The organism is Gardnerella sp. KA00255 (assembly GCF_049244095.1).
GTDB classification, from domain to species: Bacteria; Actinomycetota; Actinomycetes; order Actinomycetales; family Bifidobacteriaceae; genus Bifidobacterium; species Bifidobacterium vaginale_F.
This window is the reverse complement of sequence record NZ_CP058374.1, coordinates 1,333,035-1,356,759: the sequence shown is the minus strand read 5'-3', so window position 1 is coordinate 1,356,759 and position 23,725 is coordinate 1,333,035. Positions and strand designations below refer to the sequence as shown.

Sequence of the window (23,725 nt, the reverse complement as noted above, 5' to 3'; positions counted from 1 at the left end):
GGGTTAAGCGGTATGTCCTTAAGAATTAAATCGACGAATTAACGAGCGTAGTATTCGACGACGTACTGAATGTTGACTTCAACTGGAATCTGATCGACTTCCGGCTTACGAGTCAAAGTAGCCTTCAAAGAGGCAAGATTCACATCGAGATAACCAGGAACTGCTGGCAAAACGTCGCGATGAACGCCTTCAGCAGCCATCTGGAATGGAACCATTGTCTGGCTCTTAGCGCGAACCTGAATGGTCTGACCTGGCTTCACACGGTAAGATGGGCGATCAACAAGATTGCCATCAACCAAGATGTGACGATGTACAACAAACTGACGAGCCTGGGCGGTGGTGCGAGCAAAACCTGCGCGCAAAACCAAAGCATCAAGGCGGGTTTCCAAATCGGTGAGCATTGCGTCACCGGTCTGGCCTGCAGTGTGCGTACCCTTTTCGTAAGCAGCGCGAAGCTGCTTCTCGGAGATGCCGTACTGAGCGCGAAGACGCTGCTTCTCACGAAGACGTACTGCGTAATCGGACTCTGTACGACGACGAGTGCGGCCGTGCTCACCTGGAGCATATGGGCGCTTCTCGAAGATACGCTGAGCCTTTGGAGTTAAAGCGATGCCGAGGGCGCGAGAAAGACGCACCTGACGGCGAGAACGCTGAACATTAGTCATAGCTAATCCTTTAATTCTGTCGTTATCTGAACGGAACGTGAATGTAATCATTTGACTACTCACGCTGAGCCGGCCTCTCCAGTGCTTCTTCGTGTTAACACACGAACACACAAAAATTAAAGCTTTGAAAACATGTAAGTTCTGCAATGCATAATTCCTGTGCGCCGACCCACTGATGGGCTAAGGCTCCAGACGTGCCTAAAAATAGGCAACGTTGCCAATAGTACTCTGTGGTGTGAATGTAATAACGCCAGAATCCATAGAATAAACACGATCCGCGCAATCAGCTACTTGATTATCGTGAGTTACTACCAACACAGCTGCCCCTTTAGCAGCAGCGTCTCGCAACATATCGATAACAACAAGAGTATGCTCTGAATCCAAGTCACCCGTAGGCTCGTCGAAAATTAAAAGCTTCGGATTCGTCATCATCGCACGCGCAATCATAACACGCTTTACTTCGCCGCCTGAAAGCTCTTTAGGATAACACCACAATAAGTCTTCAATATCCAATTTTTTAAGTAAAGCTACAACTTTATCCATATAGGATTCAGTCGTATTTTCAGTGGACTTATCAGACTTATTGCCAGTATCGCAACCAGCCTTATCGAAATCTTCCAAAATGTACATAGGTAACATAACATTTGCACAAACTGTAAGATTCGGCATCAAAGTATGAGTTTGCGAAACATATCCTATATTTCTTGCTCGCAATTCAGATATTTCATCGTCGGTACAATTCGCCGAAGAAATATCACATCCGCATATTTTCACGCTTCCATGAGAAGGTTTAAGCAATCCTGCAACAATATTAATAAACGTAGTTTTGCCATTGCCAGACTTGCCTACTATTGCCGCAAACTCGCCTGATTTTAATGAAAAACTCACATTATCAACTGCCGCAAATGTCTTTTTTCTGCGAACAAAATTGCGCGTAACTCGAGTAATCTTAACAATCTCATTAGCATCAGAAGCTGAATCAGAATTAATTTCACTATCTGTATCTTTGTGAAATTCTCTGTACGATTTGCTTTCACTCATGTTTAAAATCACCCTACTTTTATTCGCCTTCGCGCAATCTTAGGTAAGATTCACCCATAGCAATTCGCCAAGTTACAGCCATAGAAGTCAGCATCGTAGTGACTAGCGAAATAGCAACACCTGCGATAATCAATCCAATTACTGGAGCTGCAGTAATTTCAAGATAAGGCAATTGCATTTGCTTTGAAATCAACGAACTGTACGGGAACAAAATCAGAGAAGCAAAAGACACTCCAATAATTCCGCCAAGCAAGCCTATTATGAATGATTCTTTCATCATTAATTTCACTAGTCTTGAGCGAGTCACGCCCATGATTCTTAGCGATGCGCATTCTTTTTGCGTTCGTTAATAGAAGATGCAAAAACGGCGACCATAATAATTACAGTAATTATCCACAAAATTCCTATAACTATAGAAATAGATCTAGTTACTATAGATAAATTATCTTTAGTTGTAGCAGTAACACCGCCTGGAAAAACTATTCCGATGCCTTTTAATCCGCTTGTTTTGCGAATATTATCTGCGACTTTTTGCGCACTATATCCTTTATCTAATTTCACTAATACAGCTGATATAGCTTTATTAGCATATTCTTTAGGAATAGCAGCATGGCCAACTTTTGCGGAATATTCGACTACTTGTGGAACTGTTTGCATGTTTACAAATACTGAATTATCAAGACTCGTACCAGTTTTTGCAAGCTGAGCTACAACAGGCCAATAATGCCCATAAAGCCGAACTGTATTTTCATATGAAACGACTACGTTAGCTCCAGCAATCATTTCACCTTTATGCAGCGTATTTTTATGTTGCGAATAAATCCAAGGGCCTATAACAAAATCAGAGTCGGGGTCGAATCCAATAATTTGCAATTTTTCTGCACAGCATCCTGCAGAAAGCGACGAAATATAAGTTTGTACGCTGGCTTTTTTAACACCTTTAGCTTTGCGAACTAAGTCCTCAATATTATTCGTAAAATAAAATGTGCTCGATCCGCCATTTGTTAACAAAGCTTCAGCTTTATTATGTGTTCCTTGCGGAATCACCATAATATCTGCACCTAAACGTTCGCGCATACTTTCTAATCCGCGCGATAAATTCATAGAAATCAGCGCGCCGCCGAAGAATACTGCAGACAAGCATGCGGCAACTATAACAAGCGATATAGTTCGCAATGATTTGTACTTGAGATTCTCCAGCGGCAAACGCTTTAATGTAATTTGTTGCATAGCATTTACGAATTACAGTTATCTTAATTATTAATCTTTTATTTCAATTACTGATATTCGCGTTTATATTAACGTTTATATTAACGTTAATTTTTCACGCTAGTATCAATTCTGCTCTTCGCATTCAGATGATTTCAAATCCAAATACGCGCCAGCTGCTGAAAATACTGCTGTTAGAACAGCTAACACAATCAGAGTTGGTCGAGTAACTGAATTGCAATGCATTGCTGGGCTTGAGCAAACGCCAATAAGGAAAGTAGGAACTGAAATCATAAGCAAAGCATTTAATACGATTGCGATGCTGATTCCAGCGCGAACTGAAGATTTTACAAACAAAGCTACAACGCCGAGTATTGCAATAATAATTCCAATGCCTAATGCAGCTCGACCAGTGTAGTAGCAAGCCATTGGAGCAGCGCTATGCATTGCGCCACCCATGCCTTTCATGCCGCCCATACCTTTCATGCCGCCCATACCTTTCATTCCTCCCATTGCGCCAGATTTGCATACAGGAGCGAAAGTTATAGGAGCGATAGCAATGAGAATACCTAAAATAATCGCTGGAATAGAAGCGAATAACTTGTTTTTCATAATAAATACCTCTTTAAAATGTATGTTATTAATTTTTAGTGTCACATTTTCTTCAATGTCACACGCCTTACGGCACTCACGTTTGCAAGTACCACGCCTCTTAAAAAATCTTGTTTACGCATACAAAAACACGCAATATTTAAGCACTAAGTAACCTCCCCTTAGCTACCATAGCTAAAAATCTTGCTCTCCTGCGTTTCCGCATACGTATATATTTTTTCTTATACTTTAAAAGAAAACAAGACTTGAATATTTTGTTTTTGCAGATATAATCACAACTTTTCTATAGGAGCGACTCTTAGCATTAATCGTTTTACTCCGTCGCTTCCAAAATCGACTGTTATAATCGAGTTTCTGCCTTTGTCTTGCGTTGAGATAATAGTTCCCAAACCGTATTGGTCGTGTGTAATTTTGTCTCCAGCTTTGAAATCTTGAATATTAAGCTGATTATCACGATTTAACGAGCTAGAAGAGCTAGACGATTTAGCGTAGCTAGACGACAATGAGCTAAAAGAGCTAGAAGACTTATACGAGCTAGAAGATTTAGAAGATAAAGATCTAGATGTTCTAGAAGACGCACTTGAATAAGAGCTGGATCTACTTCCATACGTGCTAGACGATCCATAAGAGCTAGACGATCCATAAGAGCCATAGCTTGAATAAGAGGATTTTCTTGATTTTCTTGCGCCTTTTGCATATGAATCCGATCCGTACGCGCGACCTGTAAACGATGAAGATTCACTATAATCGTCATCCCAACCGCCGTCGCTTCCAAAATCATCGCAATCTTCGTCAAAATCATCTTTTGAAAAACGACTTCTCCCAAACTTTTTGCGCCCGAACTTAGAGGAACCGAACTTAGAGGAACCGAACTTAGACCCGCCAAAACTTACAGATTCGCCTTCGTATTCACCTTCCCACTCGTCAAATCCAGCTTCTTTACGCTCCCAATGAATTAAATCTTCTGGAATCTCATCCAAGAATTGGCTAGGAACCATATCCATAGCTTCTCCCCATTGCGAGCGCACAGCAGCGTACGTCAAATACAATCTTTGCTTTGCGCGAGTAATTCCCACATAAGCCAATCGTCTTTCTTCGCAAAGCTCAGACTCGTTATCTATAGCGCGTGAATGAGGGAAAGTTCCTTGTTCCATACCGGTAAGGAATACGACTGGATACTCTAGTCCTTTTGCAGTGTGCAATGTCATTAAAGTTACTTTTCCAGTATCTTCATTGCTTCCAGGCAATTGATCCGAGTCTGCTACGAGTGCAGTTTGCTCAAGGAATCCAGCAAGTGTCACTTCATCTGCTGTTTGCTCGTATTCTGCTGCTACAGATTGCAATTGCGACAAATTTTCTACACGATTAGCATCTTGTGGATCTTCAGAACGCTTTAATTCGTCTAAAATTCCTGTTTTTGAAAGCACATTTTTAACTATTAGAGATGGCTTTGAATCTAATTTTTGAGTCATTTCTATAAGTTCTTGCATTAATGTGTGGAAACTTTTTATTTGCGTAATGCTACGAGTTGGCATTCCAGGTATGTTTTCGCACTGTTCGATTGCATTCCAAAAACTTGTGTTATTAGCTTGTGCGTATGAGATTAAAAGTGATTCTGCGCGAGATCCCAATCCTCTTTTAGGCACGTTAAGTATTCTTCGAATGTTTATATCGTCGTTTGGGTTAACAATGCTTTGCATATAAGCAAGCACGTCTTTTACTTCTTTGCGCTCGTAGAATTTAGTACCGCCAACTAATTGGTATGGTAATCCTGCGCGCATCAGCGCATCTTCTAAAGCTCTTGATTGAGCGTTTGCGCGATACATGATTGCTATGTTTGAGTAAGGTATATTTTCTTCACTAGAAAGCTTGGAAATTTCTTGCGCAATCCACCATCCTTCTTGCGAAGCGTTGTTTGCAGCGTATCCGATTATCGGCTCACCCTGACCTAATGCCGTCCATAATTTTTTAGGTTTTCTAGCTTGATTATGTGAGATTACTGAGTTTGCGGCGTCTAGAATCGTTTGAGTAGAGCGATAATTTTGCTCTAACATGATGGTTGTTGCGTGCGGGAAATCTTTTTCAAAATCTTGTATGTTTCGTATGTCTGCTCCGCGGAATGCGTAAATAGACTGGTCTGAATCTCCTACAACTGTTATTGATGCAGGTTTTAGTAAATCATAGTTCGACGATGCATCTTGCGCATATTTCGCATTTTGTGAGTTTGATAAATCGTTTTGAGTATTTTGAGCATTGATATTTTGCGCACCAGTATTGATAGAAGAAGCATTTTGCGCACCAGTATTTTGCGCATCAACTCCAGATAATTCTCGAATAAGCACATATTGCGCATGATTCGTATCCTGATACTCGTCTACAAAAATATATCTAAATTTTCTGCGATACTTTTGCGCAACTTGTGGAACTTTTCTCATAAGCTCTACAGTTCGCATAATAAGATCATCGAAATCAACAGCGTTTGCCATAGCAAGTCTGTGTTGATATTCCGCGTAAACAGTTGCGTAAACGGCTTCTGATTGCCAAGCTCTAGCTAATTGCTGTCCAGAAACTCCAGGGCGATAATCTGTAGCGTATGCAGCTAATTGATCTTGCCAAGTAATCAAACTGTTTTTAAAATCAGATATTTTTGCACTAATACTTTTAGGCGTAAATCGTTTAATATCAATATTTAATTCAGTTGCGATTATTTTAATTAAGCGCTCGCTATCTGAAGAATCATAAATGGAGAATCCTGATTTTAGGCCAATTTGTTCTCCATCTTTGCGCAATATTCTTACGCATGCTGAGTGGAATGTTGAAACCCACATATGCAGGGCTTCGTTTCCAATAAGAGTTGCTAAACGTTCTCGCATTTCAGCAGCGGCTTTATTAGTGAATGTAATTGCGAGTATATGACTTGGCCACTCGTGATGTTGACTTAAAATCCATGCAATTCTGCGAGTTAGTACTCGAGTTTTGCCTGATCCTGCTCCAGCTCCTATAAGTAGTGCTGAGCCTTCGTATTTAACTGCTTGTAATTGTTGAGCGTTTAGTCCTGCTGTGAGTTTTTCAGTGTCGATTGCGATTTGTTGATTTGAGTAATATTCGTAAGAGTTTTTAGAAAAATCAGCTGTAGATTCAGTAACTTCATTAGATTCATTCACTTCAATAGCTTCTGTAGATTCTGTAGCTTTGGTAGCTTCATTCGCTTCAGTAGCTTCGTTCGCTTCAGTAGCTTCGGCAGCTTCGTTCGTAAAATCGTATGCTTTTTCTGCTGAACTATTATCGGAATAATCTTCTGAAAGATTGTCTGCTTGCTTTACGCTTTCGTTTTCGATTGGTTCACCAAACAAATCAGTATCGTACATGCTTGAACTCATTCATTCAGGTTTACCATATGCTCAGGTCACTTAAAATATGATTTTGCGCATACAAGTCCTCACAACAAATGTTACGCGTTAGTACAATAAATCTTACAGAAAATAATATGAAAATGATGTAAAAATAACCACGTATTAAGCAATAGCATTAAATAATATTGAAACTCGTGCTAACAGTTGTATTACAGTCAGGGGTATGCTTAAAAGTTAAACGCTTAAATTGCTTATTAAACTATTAATTATTAGCTTATTAGACGTGGATTGAATAGATATTGATGCGTATTAGATGCATACTAAATACGCGTTAAAACATAAACATGCGTACCAAATAAGCATTGGTAGGCATGAGATGCATATAGGTAGGAATTAGAAAGGAAAACAATCGTGCAAGAACTGGAAGAACGCATCCGCAAAAACGGTATCGTTAAGCCTGGAAACGTATTGAAAGTTGATTCTTTTCTTAATCACCAATGTGATGTAACTCTATTCGATCATATGGGCGAAGAATGGGCTAAGCATTTTAAAGATGTGAATATCACAAAGATTTTAACTATTGAAGCTTCGGGAATTGGAATCGCATGCGTTGCTGCAAGACATTTTGGTAATGTTCCTGTAGTTTTCGCTAAAAAAGCGCAGTCTATTAATCTTGATGGCGATCAATATGTTTCGACTGTTTTCTCTTTCACTAAGCAGCGCGAGTTTCCTGTAATTGTTTCGCGTAAATATTTAAGTAGTGAAGATAGCGTGCTTATTTTGGATGATTTTTTGGCTAATGGAAATGCTTTACAAGGTTTGATTGATATTTGCAATCATGCTGGAGCTAAAGTTGCTGGCATTGGTATAGCTATTGAAAAGGGATTCCAAGGCGGCGGAGATTCTTTGCGTGAAGCGGGATACGATGTTGCTTCTTTGGCAATTGTTGATTCTATGAATCCTTCTGACGGATCCATAATATTCCGCGAGCAAATCTGAAGTATTTCTGATAATCGCTTGTAAGACGTCTGATAAATCGTTTGCAAGACGTCTAATCGCCTTATGTTAATCATCTAATAACAGGCTTGCCGAATATTAGATAACCAGTGTTAGATAAAGCGTATTTTTAACTTTCGCATATTCTCTTGCTTATTTACTAATATTTCAGATTGAATACGATCCCGTACTCACGCATTTGTGTAAATATTTGTGAAAGAAACGAGAAGAATTTTTCACAAATAGCACTTTTGCGTCAAAATGCTGTAAAGTACTCTGGTTAGTAAATGTCAGCATAAACACTTGAGCAGGTGACTAAACATATGACTGAAGTGGTGATTGCAAGCGCAGCGCGCACACCTATTGGTAAATTCGGCGGTAGTTTATCTTCCCTCTCCTCAGTTGACTTAGGAGCGATCGTAGCCAAGGCAGCAATCGAACGCGCAGGAATTGCAGCGAAAGATGTTGACCAAGCTATTTTCGGCAATGTTTTACAAGCTGGAAGCGGCCAAAACGTAGCTCGCCAAATCGCATTAAAATCAGGACTTTCTACTTCAAGCTGCGCAATGACCATAAACGAAGTGTGCGGTTCCGGATTGAAAGCTATACGTTTAGCACAAGCCGCAATCGTAATGTCAGACGCGCAAGTAGTTGTGGCTGGCGGAACTGAAAGCATGAGCAACGTACCATTTTACGCACAAGATTTGCGTTTTAATGAGCATCGTTATGGCGATTACACTCTTATAGATGGATTAAAACGAGATGGCTTATGCGATGCTTTTACCGGCGACGCAATGGGTGTTACTGCAGAAAACGTTGCTGCTAGATTTGCAATATCTCGCGAAGCTCAAGATCTTTTCGCGCTAAAATCTCATCAAAAAGCTGTGAAAGCACAAGAAAATGGCGAATTTGATGCTGAAATCACTCCAGTTCAGTTAGCAGATGGCACTCTTGTAAACAAGGACGAACATCCTCGAGCAGATACTTCATTAGAACGTTTAGCTAAGCTTCGTACACTTTTCAAACCTTCAGTTGATTTTTCTGATAGTTGCAGAAACGCTAATAATACTTGCGAGTGCGAGCATACAACTAATGGCTGTGGGAACGAACATACGCCTAAGAGTTGCGGGAACGAACATACCCCGACAGTTACGGCAGGAAACGCAAGTGGCATAAACGACGGAGCTGCAGCACTCGTACTTATGAGCAAAGATTACGCTTTAGAGCACGGAATCGATTATTTAGCTGAAATAGTTGGATTTGCAGAAGGCGGAATTAACCCAGATCTCATGGGTTACGCTCCTAAAAAAGTAATGGAACGACTTTTAAATAAAACAGGTTTCAGCTTTGACGATATTGATTTGTTTGAAATTAACGAAGCGTTTGCAGCACAAAGCATAGCCGTTTCTGAACAATTGCATATTGATGAGGAAAAGTTGAACGTGCGAGGCGGTGCGATTGCACTCGGACATCCGCTCGGAGCCAGCGGTGCAAGAATTTTAACAACGCTAATCTACGCTTTACGCGATCGCCATTTGAAAAATGGAGTTGCAGCTTTATGCGTAGGCGGTGGAATTGGAGTGTCCTTGCAAATCGCCATGCACTACTGACGTATCAACGCAAATAATGAGGTAAATATGACTGCTTTTCGTGAACTTAGTGTCAACGATCGCATCAAAACATTGCAATCAGAAGGATTGTTAAGCGAAAACGAGACACGACTTTTACTCGAACAACAAGCAGAAAGCTCTAGAACCAACATTCCGGCAGATATTGCAAACCATATGATTGAACATCAAATAGGAAAATACACTTTGCCTGTTGGAGTAGTTCGAAATTTAATCGTAAACAACGAAAAACACAATGTGCTTTTAGCAACAGAAGAGCCATCTGTAATCGCAGCAGCATGCAACGGCGCACGCATAACAGCGATGAGCTTAGAACACGGCATAATCGCATCATCTCCAAGCTACATGACAACAGTTCAAATAGTTTTTGAAGATTATGACGGCACGCTAGCCAAACGATTAGAAGACGTAGTTAACAGTCGAAAAGACGAAATATTAAATATTTCAGACAAAGCACACCCATCGATTGTGGAGCGAGGCGGAGGAGCGCGCAAATGCCGCGTTGAAGCTTTGAAAAGCTTCGCCAAACTATCGATTGACGTGGATACAAAAGACGCAATGGGTGCGAACATCGTAAACACTATTGGCGAAGCTGTAAAAGCCCAGCTGGAAAGCTGGCTCGGCTGCGAGGCGCTTGTGGCTATATTGACCAATACAAGCCGCCACGCGACTGTGGCGGAAGTGCACCTTCCTACAATCAGCCTGGCTTCGAACAAATTACCTGAAAGCGAAAAAGCTTCGGAAGGTGCGCGGCTCGCACGCCGAATCGCGGCATTAAGCGCGTTCGCCTCCGCAGACCCGGAGCGCGCCGCCACGCATAACAAAGGCATCCTCAACGGCATAGCCGGTGCTGCGCTCGCATCAGGAAATGATACGCGAGCGCTTGAAGCGTCTGCTCATGCGTGGGCGGCTCACTCCGGCAGCTATCTGCCGTTGTCAACGTGGAGCATCCAAGAATACGAATCTCAAGAAACGCTTTACGGACGCATAGAAATACCTCTCCAAATCGGCATTGTAGGCGGATCCATTACTTCTTTACCGATGGCTCAAATAGCAATCCACGTTGGTAAATATAAGACTTCTAACGAGTATCGCAATGTTTTGGCAGCGCTTGGTTTAGTTCAAAATCTTGCTGCTTTACGAGCTCTTGCAGGTCCTGGCATACAGGAAGGCCATATGCGCTTACAATCAGCGAATATTGCTATTGCAGCTGGCGCGAAGGGCATTGAGATTGAAGAAATCACAAATAAGCTTGCACACATGAAGGATGCGGATCGAAACGCTCAAACTGCCGAAAAGCTTTTGAAAGCATTACGCGATTTGAACAATTAAATATTTCACTTACAATTACGATTTTGCTTAAATGTCTTGTAAAATCTTTGTTATATGAAATAGTTTTAATCGTGAATCACTAGGGAAAGAATAAAAATGAGTTTTTCTCCTGCGCTGAACGAAAACGCTAAAGATGCTATTAACAAAACGAATAACGGTATGAATACTGAAAATATTATTGTCGGAATCGATCGCATCAACTTCGCCACGCCACACTACTACCTTGACATGGAAGATCTTGCTTTAGCGCGAAATGTGGATCCTAATAAATACACGATAGGAATCGGACAAAGCGAGCAAGCTGTACCTCCAAGCAATCAAGATATAGTAACTCTCGGAGCACAAGCTGCTTTCCCACTATTGCCTTATATCAACGATGATAAGCTAGCAATGGTTATAGTTGGAACAGAAAGTGGAGTTGACGCTAGTAAGTCAAGCGCATTATACATTCATAATCTTCTAAAACTCACGCCATGGCTTCGTTGCATTGAAATAAAAGAAGCCTGCTACGGCGGAACTGCAGCTTTAATGTCAGCATGCGATTACGTTCGAGTACATGCAGACGCCCAAGTGCTTGTTATAGCAGCAGATATCGCTCGCTATGGCCTTAATACGCCTGGAGAGGTAACACAAGGCGCAGGAGCTGTAGCAATGCTTGTAAGCGCCAATCCTCACGTTTTAGCGATTAATAACGATAGCATTGTAAAATCCTCTGATATTCAAGATTTTTGGCGACCAGTTTATCAAGATACAGCTTTAGCTCGTGGAAAGTTTTCAACAGAACAGTATATTCAATTCTTCTGCGACGTGTGGCAAAAATATAGTTCTAAGTATTCCCTTAATTTTGACGATTTTGCAGCGATGTGCTTCCACTTGCCTTATACGAAGATGGGCTTGAAAGCTTTGAACGCAGCAATGGATTCTACTGAGAATCTTTCCGAATCCGTACGCGAGCGCATGCTTTCAAAGTATGCTACTAGCACGAAATACAGCCGTAGGATTGGGAATATTTATACAGGATCGCTTTATATAGGATTATTATCTCTTCTTGAATTAGATTGCGATTGTAATGATGAGAACTCTAAGCCTATTGAAGATTTAGATAGAATCGGATTATTCTCATACGGCTCTGGCGCTGTTGGTGAGTTCTTTAGCGGAACTCTTATGCCAGGATTCAGAAATGCACTGTTTATTAAGGATCACAAAGATATGCTTGATTCTAGAGTGCGTTTAAGCGTTGAAGAGTATGAAGAAATGTTTAATAGCGTAGCTGATTACTCTCCTGAAGATTTTGTAAGCGACGCTAAGCATCGCGATTGTACTCAATTCTTCCTTGATTCAATTACAAATCAAGAGCGCCACTATAGTTCTACTACACTGTAATTTGTATAAGCGGCGAACCATATAAACATAAGCCGAAAGTAGGCTTTAAAGCAAAAATCTCAGTGAATATTAATATCCACTGAGATTTATTTTTCGCGGAGTCAGAGAGATTCGAACTCTCGAGCCGCTTACGCAGCTAACACCTTAGCAGGGTGCCCCTATCGGCCACTCAGGCATGACTCCAGTTGCTTTATCGTCTGATAACGCAACGAGTTGCTACTATATCACTATTTGCGGACTGTTTAAAGAAAGCAACGACACGCCAACGTAATCTTTTAATAAAATAGAACCCCATCAAACATGCTTTGCTACCAGTTAGGCAGAGATTTGAGATTTTTCGCAGCGAATAGAACTTGACTTCAAGTAAACAAAATCAAGAATACTTCCCCGATTTTGTTTACCAACACGCACAATAAGTCCACAAAATCAAGAACCCTACCCCAACTTTGTTTACTTATCTGGTACCTAAGTCCACAAAACCAAGAACAGGATGCCAGTGAGGGATAAGGATTGCTTGGTCGAGCAATATAAGAGTGGAGCGATTCTAAATAGACTTTCACATAATCCAATCCTATTGGGAATAAAACTTAACTCAAGAATCCAAACACTAGTAGCACAAGCATAAAAACCATGTTCCTCACGAGAGCGTAACGTCTGCGAGACAAGTAATCCTCATTCCTCACCGCCACAGTAAAAACTAATTACTTCGCTGGCGAGGAAGTCCACTGGACTTCCTCTCTGTGCCAGCTCACTCATCGAAGTGCATTCGCGCGCTACGCTTTAAGCGCTCATGCAAGTCGATTCGCAGCCCCATTAGAATGAATATTAAAGCTCACTACGCGCTTTAGGCTGGATGATGATCGCCAGAAAACGTAATAAATACTGCGAACATAACAAATCCCATGCCGATGATATCAATTACTGTCGGTATTTCACCAAAACCAATGCCGACAAGCGCAGCAATAGCAGGATACAATGCTTGCATTACTGAATACCTTGCAGAAGTCACCCTTTTTAGTAAAACCTGATCAAGCAAAGTAGGAACAAACGAAGCACATATTGCTATTACCACCATAAGAGCCACGAGCTTTAAAGCGCCAAATGACCCCAAAGCCCAAGTCGCGCCTGGTTTAGGCCATATAACATGCTGAACAGCAGGAACAGCAAGCACTGAAGATTGCAATAACCAGCCTATTAAAGCCGCTATGCTAACTCGATCAATCGCATTATTGCCTTTAGCCATAGCTCGCCCAGAAACGATATAAACTCCCCACATGGATCCGCCTATAAGAATCGCAATCAGGCCCAGAAGAAAATGAGGGCTAGACCCGTCTCTCATAGAAGTAAACGCGAGCAAAGTAATACCGCAAGCCGCAATAATAATTCCGATTCTTTCGCGCCAAGTTTTTCCTGTTATAACAGCAACCATAAGTGGCCCAACAAATTCAATCGTTACCGCAACACCAACAGCCATACAACTTATTGCAAGATAGAACATTGTGTTCATTAGAACAAGTGAGATTCCCAGCGCTACTACAATCCCCCACTGTTTGTAATTTTTAGGCAAAAATTCGCGCTTTTTACGCGAAAAAGGTCGTCTCCATAAAAGAAGGAAAAGTGTCATGAAACCAACGCGATACCAAACTGCATAAAGTGGATCCAACTGACTGAAAGCTACTTTTGCAACGGAAGTAGCAATATACACCATCGCAGCTTCAATAACGATGATAAGAAGCACTGGCATGCGATTAAGAAGGCTCACAACAAATCGTTTCATATTCTCAACCATACACGACCTTAATACCTATTACACATAACTTAGCAAAATTGCAACACGCTGATAAAAATAAAAAAGGCAATATCGAACACTTGTTCTATTATTATCTTATGAGTACCGCACCTAGAGTATCGGCAGCAAAGCGTGATTGGGGGCACGACACCTCTGGCTGCAATATACTTCACATTGACATGGACGCTTTTTACGCATCCATAGAAATGGCACGACACCCAGAACTTTTAGGCAAGCCGATAATAATTGGAAACGGTCCACGTTCTGTAGTTTCAGCAGCAAGTTATGAAGCTCGAGCATACGGAGTTAATTCTGCTATGCCAACGTCTAAGGCACATAGATTATGCCCAAATGGGATTTTTCTTCCAGTTGACATGCCGTATTATCAGTTAATTTCCCAAAAAATCTTTGACGAAATTTTCTCTAAAATCACTAATCAAATAGAAAAAGTCTCAGTTGACGAATGTTATATGGATGTAAGCTCAGCACTATTGCACTGGAATTCGCCTATAAAAATAGGCAGTTGGATACGGACTGAAGTCGAGAACAAATTCCATTTAACGTGCTCTGTAGGAATTGCTTCAAACAAGCTTATCGCAAAAATGGCTTCAACAAACGCAAAGCCAAACGGCATGTTACTTATCCCAAAAAGTCAAAATATTAATTTTGTTTCTATTATGCCTTTACGAGCCATACCGGGAATTGGCTCAACTCTGTCTCGCACACTATTGTCATGGGGCATCAACGATATTGCAACATTGCGTACTATTGATGAAACAACTCTTAAACGTGCAACTGGATCTTCTAGCTCAGCACACATGTTGTATCAAGCAGCGCGCGGAATCGACGAACGACCAGTCATTAATAATGCTCCAGAAAAATCTATTGGGACTGAAAGAACACTAGATTATGACACCACTGATATTGAATCAGTTAATAAGCTTATTAGATACTGCTGTAATGAAGTAGCTAGATCTTTGAGGAAACGCGAATTAGTCGCATATACAGTAACGCTTAAATTACGATTTAGCGATTTGCACTACTCTACTCGCTCGCATACTTTGCGCAATGCTACAGACAGCGCGAATGAGCTTTACAAACAAGTAATTGAATTATTAAACTCATTAAATCCACAAATCAACAATGCTGCGCGCGATATTTCGAACACGAAGTCATCGTATTTTTCTAAGAATAAGATAAGCATAGAATCGCAACAGAAGCCGTATACGCAAACAACATCGCTATACAAACAATCAAAATCTGCACACGCGCAAATATCACCTGAAAATACACAAGCAACACCTGAAAATACACAAGCAGAAAAGAGATTACTAAGCCCTATCAGGCTTGCTGGAGTAAGCGTTAGTAATTTAAAGAAAAGTATAAAAACATTTTTGCAGCCGTCTATAGACGATATATACGAAGAACAAAAACGTGAGCCAAGTTTTAATAATTCAACACATAACTCAACACATAATTCAACTTATAACTCAAAAAATAACTCGGCTCAATCGACTAGTAATTTGAATAAAGCTTCACGAATAAGACGCGCGGAACACGTACTAGATGCAGTTAAAGAAAAATATGGAGAAAATATAGCAAATTTAGGAATATAAGCTAAATATAGCAATTCTGCTTACTGCCTGCTTACTGCATACTACTTACTGTTTAATTTAGTATTACAGCTTGCTATCTGTTATTTGCTTTTTGCTATTTACTATTTTCTAGGCGGAAGATCAGCTACACGCTGCTCATCCCAACCCGAAGGGCCGGCGTCTGTAGCTCCACCTAAATCTCCAAGCTTGTCGAAATAGTCAACAGCTGCATCTCGATACCATTGCCATTCTTCAGGAACATCGTCTTCGTAAAAAATAGCCTCAACTGGGCAAGCAGGCTCACACGCTCCACAATCAACACACTCATTCGGATTGATGTAAAGAGTGCGATCGCCCTCATAAATGCAATCAACAGGGCACTCATCAACGCAAGCCTTATCTTTTACGTCTACACAAGGCTCTGCTATGACGTATGGCATGAGTACACCTTTCTTTGCAAATCGTTAAATAAGCTAGTGCAACTATAGCAATAGCAAGTAGGGCTGGTATTTCATATTATTGAAACGCCAACCCTACTATTATACTCCATAAATCAGCTTATTAATTACAATAGCTATTTACTGGTGTCTTGACCGCTAGTACTATCCGGTTCGTCATTACTGCCTAGCGAGTTTTTATCACCTCGCAAATCTTGCATATCTTTTTGAGCCAAATCAATATCTTTAGCAATAAGACTTTCAACCGGCACACCCATCTTTTTAGCAAGCCTTATCTGCTTACCTAAAATGGAATGCCTGTACGAATACGCAAAGTAAACCATAAAACCTATAACAAGCCAAACTAAGAATCTCACCCATGTTAAAACAGAAAGATTTAGCATAAGCCATAAGGTGGAAATAGCAGCAATAATAGGCAACCATGGATTCCCAGGAACTTTAAATGAACGGTTCAAATCTGGCCTACGCATGCGCATAATTGGCACACCTACTGAAACCATAAAGAACGCGGACAAAGTACCAATATTAACCATGTCTGAAAGTATCTGAATATCTAATGATGACGACACAATCGCGACTACAACACCAGCAATGATTTGTATTGTTGCAGGAGTTCCACGCTTGCCGACTTTAGAAAGTCCACGAGGAAGCAGGCCATCTCGGCTTACAGCAAATACGATTCGCGTAAGACCAAGCAAAAGTACCATAACAACAGTTGTTAAGCCTATTACAATGCCGAAAGATATGATTTTTGCTGCCCAAATAGCTCCAACCATTTTAAAGCTTGTAGCAAGAGAAGGACTATCGCTCGAAGCTAGATCACTGTATGAAACCATACCTGTTGTTACTACAGCCACAAGAATATAAAGAACTGTTACTAAAAGAAGACCTAAGCAAATACCCAAAGGAATATTCTTATGAGGATTTTTTGTTTCTTCAGCAGTCGTTGCAACAATATCAAAACCAATAAATGCAAAGAATACTAAAGCAGCACCTGAAAGAATACCTACGATTCCGTAAGTTTGCGGCTGCATGCCCGTAACCCACTGCCATAGAGGCTGCATAAGCTCGCCCTGCTCATGAATAGTCTTTATTTTGAAACATCAGTAGCAGGCGGAATAAACGGCGCAAAATTGGATGCTTTAACGTAGAAGAATCCAACGATTATTACGAATAGCACGATACCAATTTTTAATATTGTAAGAGCACCATCAAATCGAGCTGAGAGCTTAGTACCCAATACGAGCATTACCGTAAAGAATAATACGATAAATGCTGGGGCAAAATCTAAGTCAAACGAACCTAGCTTTATTGTAGAGCTGAATGGGATTCCAAATAAGTTCATTAAATCATTTAGATAAACACCCCAATATTTTGCTATAACAGATGATGCCATAAGCATTTCGAGGATCATATCCCATCCAATAATCCACGCAATCAACTCACCAACAGTAGTGTAAGTAAATGTGTAAGCAGATCCTGCCACTGGAATCATTGAAGCGAATTCTGCGTAGCACATTACGGCTGTACCGCATACTGCCGCCGCAATGATGAAGCTTATAATAACCGAAGGGCCAGCATGGAACGCTGCAGCTTGAGCGCCAACAGAGAAGATGCCAGCACCAACAGCAACGGCGACACCCATAACAGCTAAGTCCCAAGCGTTAAGCGTGCGGTGGAGGCGTCTTCCGCCTTCCATTGTTTCAGCCAGCGTTTGTTCTACTGACTTCTTTCTCCAAATTTGCATAATAATACCTTTGCTTTTAAACATGCATAACTTGAATATTAAAACATGTTAAGTTAAAAAACTTATGTAAATTTTACACATAAACCATCTACATAACGCGTTTTCATAAAATTCTTACGAAAATAACAGGCTAATCAGTAGATAATTATTCTATTTAAGCTATAAAAGTTAAATTATACGACCTCGTTAAACACTGTTTTAGGCTCAAATTGTTAGGACTATAACCACAATCGTTATTCCCATAATCCAAATTATTTTGGAATGCTGTTGAGTATTTGTCTAAATTATGAAGCTGACAGATTTTGTTTGCTTAAGAGCGCAAGTGTCGTGTTTCAGCGTTTTTGTAGCGCTTAATATGCACGAAAAAGGTAATAAAAAAGCGGGGAACGATTGTTCCCCGCTAGAAGAATAATGCGGCGGCGTGCTAGTCTCCCACACCCTATCGAGTGCAGTACCCTCACCGTGTCAGGCCTTAGCTTCCGGGTTCGGAATGGGACCGGGCGTCTCACCTGAGCCATGACCACCGCAAACTTAATTATAACACTCACAAACCGTGAGCGGAATAGTGGCAGTTAGGGAACCGGACATGAACGCGAGTAACAATCAAACCAATCTCAACAAACTTAAACGCAGAATCTTTTAACACTCCAAGCTAACCAGAATATTAAACCATAAGCTTAAAAGAGTATATTACTATCGCCCGTTAGTACTGGTCAGCTCCACCCCTTACAGGGCTTCCACATCCAGCCTATCAACCACGTGTTCTTCATGGGGGCTCACACACTAAGTGCAAGGAATGCTAATCTTGGAGCAGGCTTCCCGCTTAGATGCTTTCAGCGGTTATCCCTTCCAAACGTAGCTAACCGGCAGCGCCACTGGCGTGACGACCGGCATACCAGAGGTTTGTCCACCCAGGTCCTCTCGTACTATGGGCAGGTCTCCTCAACATTCCAACGAGCGCAGAGGATAGAGACCAAACTGTCTCACGACGTTCTGAACCCAGCTCGCGTGCCGCTTTAATCGGCGAACAGCCGAACCCTTGGGACCTGCTCCAGCCCCAGGATGCGACGAGCCGACATCGAGGTGCCAAACCATCCCGTCGATATGGACTCTTGGGAATGATCAGCCTGTTATCCCCGGGGTACCTTTTATCCGTTGAGCGATGCCACGTCCGTACGCCGGCACCGGATCACTATCTCCGACTTTCGTCCCTGCTCGACCCGTCAGTCTCACAGTCAAGCCCGCTTGTGCGATTACACTCAAAACCCGATTGCCAACCGGGTTGAGCGGACCATTGAGCGCCTCCGTTACTCTTTAGGAGGCAACCGCCCCAGTTAAACTACCCGCCAGGCACTGTCCCTAACACGGATAACGTGCTGAGGTTAGACGCCAGATATGGAAAGAGCGGTATTTCACCTTACGACTCCACGCAAGCTAGCGCTCACGCTTCACAGCCTCCCGCCTATGCTACACGATCCACACCTAACGACAATACCAAGGTATAGTAAAGGTCCCGGGGTCTTTTCGTCCTTCTGCGCTTAACGAGCATCTTTACTCGTACTGCAATTTCGCCGGGCTCCTGGCCGAGACAGTGGGGAAGTCGTTACGCCATTCGTGCAGGTCGGAACTTACCCGACAAGGAATTTCGCTACCTTAGGATGGTTATAGTTACCACCGCCGTTTACCGGGGCTTAAATTCACCGCTTCACCCGAGGGCTAACGGATCCTCTTAACCTTCCGGCACCGGGCAGGCGTCAGAGCGTATACAGCGGCTTACGCCTTCGCACGCTCCTGTGTTTTTGGTAAACAGTCGCTACCCCCTAGCTTGTGCCACCCCCAACAGCTCCGCTTGTAAAAAACATCACCATCAAGGGTCTCCCTTATGCCGAAGGCACGGGAGTAATTTGCCGAGTTCCTTGGCCAGGATTCGCCCGATCGCTTCGGTATACTCTACCAGACCACCAGTGTCGGTTTAGGGTACGAGCGGAATCACACCTCACGTTGAAGCTTTTCTCGGCAAGCAGGATCACCGGAATCAGCCTTACAGCCTACCCATCACGCCTCAGCTTTAACATCCCCCGGATTTACCTAGGAGACAGCCCACACGCTTAGCCACGGAAAACCACCTCCGCAGCCGGCTACCTACCCGCGTCACTCCCACGCTAACCTACTACCGATACAGTCCCAACACAAACAAGCCAACAACCCCGAAAGGCAGCCAACTCATAAATGAAGGTTAGTACTCTCAGATTCAGTTCGAACGGTGTAACACCGGTACGGGAATATCAACCCGTTCATCCATTCGACTACGCCTGTCGGCCTCGCCTTAGGACTCGACTCACCCGGGGACGACGAACGTGGCCCCGGAACCCTTAGTCATTCAGCGGACAGGATTCACACCTGTCTCTCGCTACTCATGTCTGCATTCTCACTCCTGTAAAGTCCACGACAAGTTCACACTGCCGCTTCACCCCATACAGGACGCTCTCCTACCCCGCGCGAACTAAATCACGCAGTCGCGTCTTCGGTGGCGTGCTTAAGCCCCGCTACATTGTCGGCGCGGAACCACTAGACCAGTGAGCTGTTACGCACTCTTTCAAGGGTGGCTGCTTCTGAGCCAACCTCCTGGCTGTCTATGCGACTCCACATCCTTTCCCACTTAGCACACGCTTAGGGACCTTAGACGACGATCAGGGCTGTTTCCCTTTTGACGACGGAGCTTATCCCCCGCCGACTCACTGCCATGATAAACCTAACAGGTATTCGGAGTTTGGCTGCTATTAGTACCCGGTATGGGCCCGCAAGCATCCAGTAGCTCTACCCCCTGCAAGCAATAACATGACGCTGCACCTAAATGCATTTCGGAGAGAACCAGCTATCACGGAATTTGATTGGCCTTTCACCCCTAACCCCAAGTCATCCCCCAGTTTTCAACCTAGGTGGGTTCGGTCCTCCACACGGTCTTACCCGCGCTTCAACCTGCTCAGGGCTAGATCATCCCGCTTCGGGTCCAGGACATGCGACTCAAACGCCTTTTAAAACTCGCTTTCGCTACGGCTCCCCCACCCGGGTTAGCCTCGCCACATACCACTGACTCGCAGACTCATTTTTCGATAGGCACGCCGTCACCCCATTAAAAAGGCTCCGACGGATTGTAAGCGCACGGTTTCAGGAACTATTTCACTCCCCTCCCGGGGTGCTTTTCACCTTTCCCTCACGGTACTAGTACACTATCGGTCAGACAGGAATACTTAGGCTTACCCAACGGTCTGGGCAGATTCACGCGGGATTCCACGAGGCCCGCGCTACTTGGGAATAAACATAAAGAGACATCGCACGACAAGCTACGGGGCCATCACCCTCTACGGCTGGGAATTCAATCCCATTCACCTAGCACGACATTTTATCACTCTTCTCAACCCCGTCAGAGGCTGAACAATCAATCCCACGACCCCGAGCACGCAACACCTGACGGTTATCACACGCACCCGGTTTAGCCTGATCCGCTTTCGCTCGCCACTACTCACGGAGTATCCTTTCCTGCAGGTACTGAGATGTTTCACTTCCCTGCGTACCCCCCATGCAAAAACATGGTGACCACTCATAACAATGGCCGGGTCTCCCCATTCGGAAATCCTCGGATCAAAGCCCACTCGGCAGCTCCCCGAGGCATATCGCAGCCCGTCACGTCCTTCATCGGTCCTGTCTACCAAGGCATCCACCATACGCCCTTACCAGTAATACAAACTAATAAGACCTACCAGCAAAATACTCTAGACAACTAATCATCACACTAAAAGATCATAAAACGATCAAGACGACTCCACCAAAATGGAGCCGGTTGAAATTGATAAAAGTAAAAACAAGCAAAACAATAAAGTCTCACTATTCTTACTCGCGTCCACTATCCAGTTCTCAAACCACCACAACACCATGAAACACAACACTAACAAAAACACGTTAACGCGCATCCCATGAGTCACAGACTACAACCCCAAAACAAGGGGGGTGGCAATCCGGGAACCCAAAAACATGCCCAAACCACTCACAATAAAAAGCTAACTATTGTTTTCCACACCAGTAACCACACTCATCCGAGCGTGCACAAAAACTCCGTAGAAAGGAGGTGATCCAGCCGCACCTTCCGGTACGGCTACCTTGTTACGACTTAGTCCCAATCACGAGCCTCACCTTAGACGGCTCCATCCCAAAAGGGTTAGGCCACCGGCTTCGGGTGCTGCCCACTTTCATGACTTGACGGGCGGTGTGTACAAGGCCCGGGAACGCATTCACCGCGACGTTGCTGATTCGCGATTACTAGCGACTCCGCCTTCACGTAGTCGAGTTGCAGACTACGATCCGAACTGAGACCAGTTTTAAGGGATTAGCTCCATGTCACCATGTCGCAACCCGTTGTACTGGCCATTGTAGCATGCGTGAAGCCCTGGACGTAAGGGGCATGATGATCTGACGTCATCCCCACCTTCCTCCGAGTTAACCCCGGCGGTCCCCCGTGAGTTCCCGGCATAACCCGCTGGCAACACAGGGCGAGGGTTGCGCTCGTTGCGGGACTTAACCCAACATCTCACGACACGAGCTGACGACGACCATGCACCACCTGTGAACCTGCCCCGAAAGGAAACCACATCTCTGCAGTCGTCAGGCACATGTCAAGCCCAGGTAAGGTTCTTCGCGTTGCATCGAATTAATCCGCATGCTCCGCCGCTTGTGCGGGCCCCCGTCAATTTCTTTGAGTTTTAGCCTTGCGGCCGTACTCCCCAGGCGGGACGCTTAACGCGTTAGCTCCGACACGGAACCCGTGGAATGGGCCCCACATCCAGCGTCCACCGTTTACGGCGTGGACTACCAGGGTATCTAATCCTGTTCGCTCCCCACGCTTTCGCTTCTCAGCGTCAGTAACAGCCCAGAAACCTGCCTTCGCCATTGGTGTTCTTCCCGATATCTACACATTCCACCGTTACACCGAGAATTCCAGTTTCCCCTACTGCACTCTAGCCCGCCCGTACCCGGCGCAGACCCACCGTTAAGCGATGGGCTTTCACACCAGACGCGACGAACCGCCTACAAGCTCTTTACGCCCAATAATTCCGGATAACGCTTGCGCCCTACGTATTACCGCGGCTGCTGGCACGTAGTTAGCCGGCGCTTATTCGAAAGGTACACTCACCCGAAAGCTTGCTCCCAATCAAAAGCGGTTTACAACCCGAAGGCCTTCATCCCGCACGCGGCGTCGCTGCGTCAGGGTTTCCCCCATTGCGCAATATTCCCCACTGCTGCCTCCCGTAGGAGTCTGGGCCGTATCTCAGTCCCAATGTGGCCGTCCGCCCTCTCAGGCCGGCTACCCGTCGAAGCCTAGGTGGGCCATTACCCCGCCTACAAGCTGATAGGACGCGACCCCATCCCATGCCGCTAAACACTTTCCCAACAAAACATGCGTCAAGTTGGAGCATCCAGCATTACCACCCGTTTCCAGGAGCTATTCTGGAGCATGGGGTAGGTTGGTCACGCATTACTCACCCGTTCGCCACTCTCACCAACCAGCAAGCTGGTCAGATCCCGTTCGACTTGCATGTGTTAAGCACGCCGCCAGCGTTCATCCTGAGCCAGAATCGAACCCTCCACGAAAAAATTCAATGAAGAGCCAAAACAAGGCTCCAAAAAAAAAATAAGAAAAAGACGAGATATTCTTTAAGGAAAAAACATCCCACAAAACCTCACCATCATTTAACCATTTCTCAGGCACCCTGCAACCTGCAAGGCTGACAATGAACTGGCAATAATTAACTAAATAAGTAGTACAGACACGCTTTTGAGTTCTCAAACCACCACCACACCAGCCGGCTCATCAACCTCACCGAGGAGAACCAGCCGCGCTGAGCAGCAAGAGATAAACTTA

11 protein-coding genes, 1 tRNA gene, 3 rRNA genes and 2 pseudogenes are annotated in these 23,725 nt (G+C 43.8%); 5 read left to right on the top strand and 12 right to left on the bottom strand.

What is annotated here, in order from left to right; all coding sequences use genetic code 11:
- Positions 1-38: 38 nt before the first annotated feature.
- The 5 genes and pseudogenes from rpsD to HXT51_RS05385 form a co-directional block, all read right to left on the bottom strand.
- Positions 39-665 carry a 30S ribosomal protein S4 gene (gene rpsD, locus HXT51_RS05405; RefSeq protein WP_103084631.1) on the bottom strand — a complete coding sequence of 209 codons (627 nt, stop codon included), beginning with the start codon at positions 663-665 and terminating at the stop codon, positions 39-41.
- Positions 666-863: 198 nt separating this feature from the next.
- The gene (locus HXT51_RS05400; RefSeq protein ID WP_421776356.1) at positions 864-1,706 is read right to left on the bottom strand and encodes an ABC transporter ATP-binding protein; all 843 of its coding nucleotides are present in this window, start codon (positions 1,704-1,706) and stop codon (positions 864-866) included.
- A gap of 19 nt (positions 1,707-1,725) precedes the next feature.
- A pseudogene (locus HXT51_RS05395) lies at positions 1,726-2,936 on the bottom strand (ABC transporter permease).
- Positions 2,937-3,041: 105 nt separating this feature from the next.
- On the bottom strand, positions 3,042-3,527 hold the full coding sequence (locus HXT51_RS05390) for a DUF4418 family protein (protein WP_103084628.1): 486 nt from the start codon (positions 3,525-3,527) through the stop codon (positions 3,042-3,044).
- Between the two features lie 272 nt (positions 3,528-3,799).
- Positions 3,800-6,907 carry an ATP-dependent helicase gene (locus HXT51_RS05385; RefSeq protein ID WP_421776355.1) on the bottom strand — a complete coding sequence of 1,036 codons (3,108 nt, stop codon included), beginning with the start codon at positions 6,905-6,907 and terminating at the stop codon, positions 3,800-3,802.
- Positions 6,908-7,291: 384 nt separating this feature from the next.
- Here HXT51_RS05385 and HXT51_RS05380 point away from each other — a divergent pair, with 384 nt between their 5' ends.
- The 4 genes from HXT51_RS05380 (at position 7,292) to HXT51_RS05365 (ending at position 12,219) form a co-directional block, all read left to right on the top strand.
- Entirely contained in the window at positions 7,292-7,879 is a 588-nt protein-coding gene (locus tag HXT51_RS05380) for a xanthine phosphoribosyltransferase (protein ID WP_421776354.1), read from the top strand.
- Between the two features lie 320 nt (positions 7,880-8,199).
- Entirely contained in the window at positions 8,200-9,486 is a 1,287-nt protein-coding gene (locus HXT51_RS05375; RefSeq protein ID WP_421776353.1) for a thiolase family protein, read from the top strand.
- A 27-nt stretch (positions 9,487-9,513) separates the two neighbouring features.
- Positions 9,514-10,836, top strand: coding sequence for a hydroxymethylglutaryl-CoA reductase, degradative (locus HXT51_RS05370; protein ID WP_421776352.1), 1,323 nt, complete (start codon positions 9,514-9,516; stop codon positions 10,834-10,836).
- A 159-nt stretch (positions 10,837-10,995) separates the two neighbouring features.
- The gene (locus HXT51_RS05365) at positions 10,996-12,219 is read left to right on the top strand and encodes a hydroxymethylglutaryl-CoA synthase (protein ID WP_421776828.1); all 1,224 of its coding nucleotides are present in this window, start codon (positions 10,996-10,998) and stop codon (positions 12,217-12,219) included.
- 96 nt (positions 12,220-12,315) lie between these two features.
- On the opposite strand, the gene HXT51_RS05360 is transcribed toward HXT51_RS05365, so the two are convergent.
- Together HXT51_RS05360 and HXT51_RS05355 are read right to left on the bottom strand one after the other, a co-directional pair.
- Positions 12,316-12,402 (bottom strand) — tRNA-Ser (locus HXT51_RS05360).
- Between the two features lie 661 nt (positions 12,403-13,063).
- Positions 13,064-13,996, bottom strand: a complete 933-nt coding sequence (locus HXT51_RS05355) for an EamA family transporter (protein ID WP_421776827.1) — start codon at positions 13,994-13,996, stop codon at positions 13,064-13,066.
- Positions 13,997-14,106: 110 nt separating this feature from the next.
- On the opposite strand from HXT51_RS05355, the gene dinB reads away from it, so the two are divergent.
- A complete protein-coding gene (gene dinB / locus HXT51_RS05350; protein ID WP_421776351.1) occupies positions 14,107-15,624 on the top strand; it encodes a DNA polymerase IV in 1,518 nt (505 codons plus the stop codon).
- A 101-nt stretch (positions 15,625-15,725) separates the two neighbouring features.
- On the opposite strand, the gene fdxA is transcribed toward dinB, so the two are convergent.
- The 5 genes and pseudogenes from fdxA to HXT51_RS05325 form a co-directional block, all read right to left on the bottom strand.
- Complete coding sequence (gene fdxA / locus HXT51_RS05345) at positions 15,726-16,043, bottom strand: ferredoxin (RefSeq protein ID WP_103085140.1); 318 nt, start codon at positions 16,041-16,043, stop codon at positions 15,726-15,728.
- A gap of 134 nt (positions 16,044-16,177) precedes the next feature.
- Positions 16,178-17,808: pseudogene (locus tag HXT51_RS05340) on the bottom strand (APC family permease).
- Between the two features lie 411 nt (positions 17,809-18,219).
- Positions 18,220-18,336 (bottom strand): 5S ribosomal RNA (gene rrf, locus HXT51_RS05335).
- A 156-nt stretch (positions 18,337-18,492) separates the two neighbouring features.
- A 23S ribosomal RNA gene (locus HXT51_RS05330) occupies positions 18,493-21,553 on the bottom strand.
- A gap of 374 nt (positions 21,554-21,927) precedes the next feature.
- Positions 21,928-23,454 (bottom strand): 16S ribosomal RNA (locus HXT51_RS05325).
- The 16S, 23S and 5S rRNA genes sit together here, the layout of an rRNA operon.
- Positions 23,455-23,725 lie beyond the last annotated feature (271 nt).

Coding starts and splice junctions, on each gene's coding strand:
- rpsD (WP_103084631.1), bottom strand. CDS start 665: ATGACTAATGTTCAGCGTTCTCGCCGTCAGGTGCGTCTTTCTCGCGCC.
- HXT51_RS05400 (WP_421776356.1), bottom strand. CDS start 1,706: ATGAGTGAAAGCAAATCGTACAGAGAATTTCACAAAGATACAGATAGT.
- HXT51_RS05390 (WP_103084628.1), bottom strand. CDS start 3,527: ATGAAAAACAAGTTATTCGCTTCTATTCCAGCGATTATTTTAGGTATT.
- HXT51_RS05385 (WP_421776355.1), bottom strand. CDS start 6,907: ATGAGTTCAAGCATGTACGATACTGATTTGTTTGGTGAACCAATCGAA.
- HXT51_RS05375 (WP_421776353.1), top strand. CDS start 8,200: ATGACTGAAGTGGTGATTGCAAGCGCAGCGCGCACACCTATTGGTAAA.
- HXT51_RS05370 (WP_421776352.1), top strand. CDS start 9,514: ATGACTGCTTTTCGTGAACTTAGTGTCAACGATCGCATCAAAACATTG.
- HXT51_RS05365 (WP_421776828.1), top strand. CDS start 10,996: ATGAATACTGAAAATATTATTGTCGGAATCGATCGCATCAACTTCGCC.
- HXT51_RS05355 (WP_421776827.1), bottom strand. CDS start 13,996: ATGAAACGATTTGTTGTGAGCCTTCTTAATCGCATGCCAGTGCTTCTT.
- dinB (WP_421776351.1), top strand. CDS start 14,107: ATGAGTACCGCACCTAGAGTATCGGCAGCAAAGCGTGATTGGGGGCAC.
- fdxA (WP_103085140.1), bottom strand. CDS start 16,043: ATGCCATACGTCATAGCAGAGCCTTGTGTAGACGTAAAAGATAAGGCT.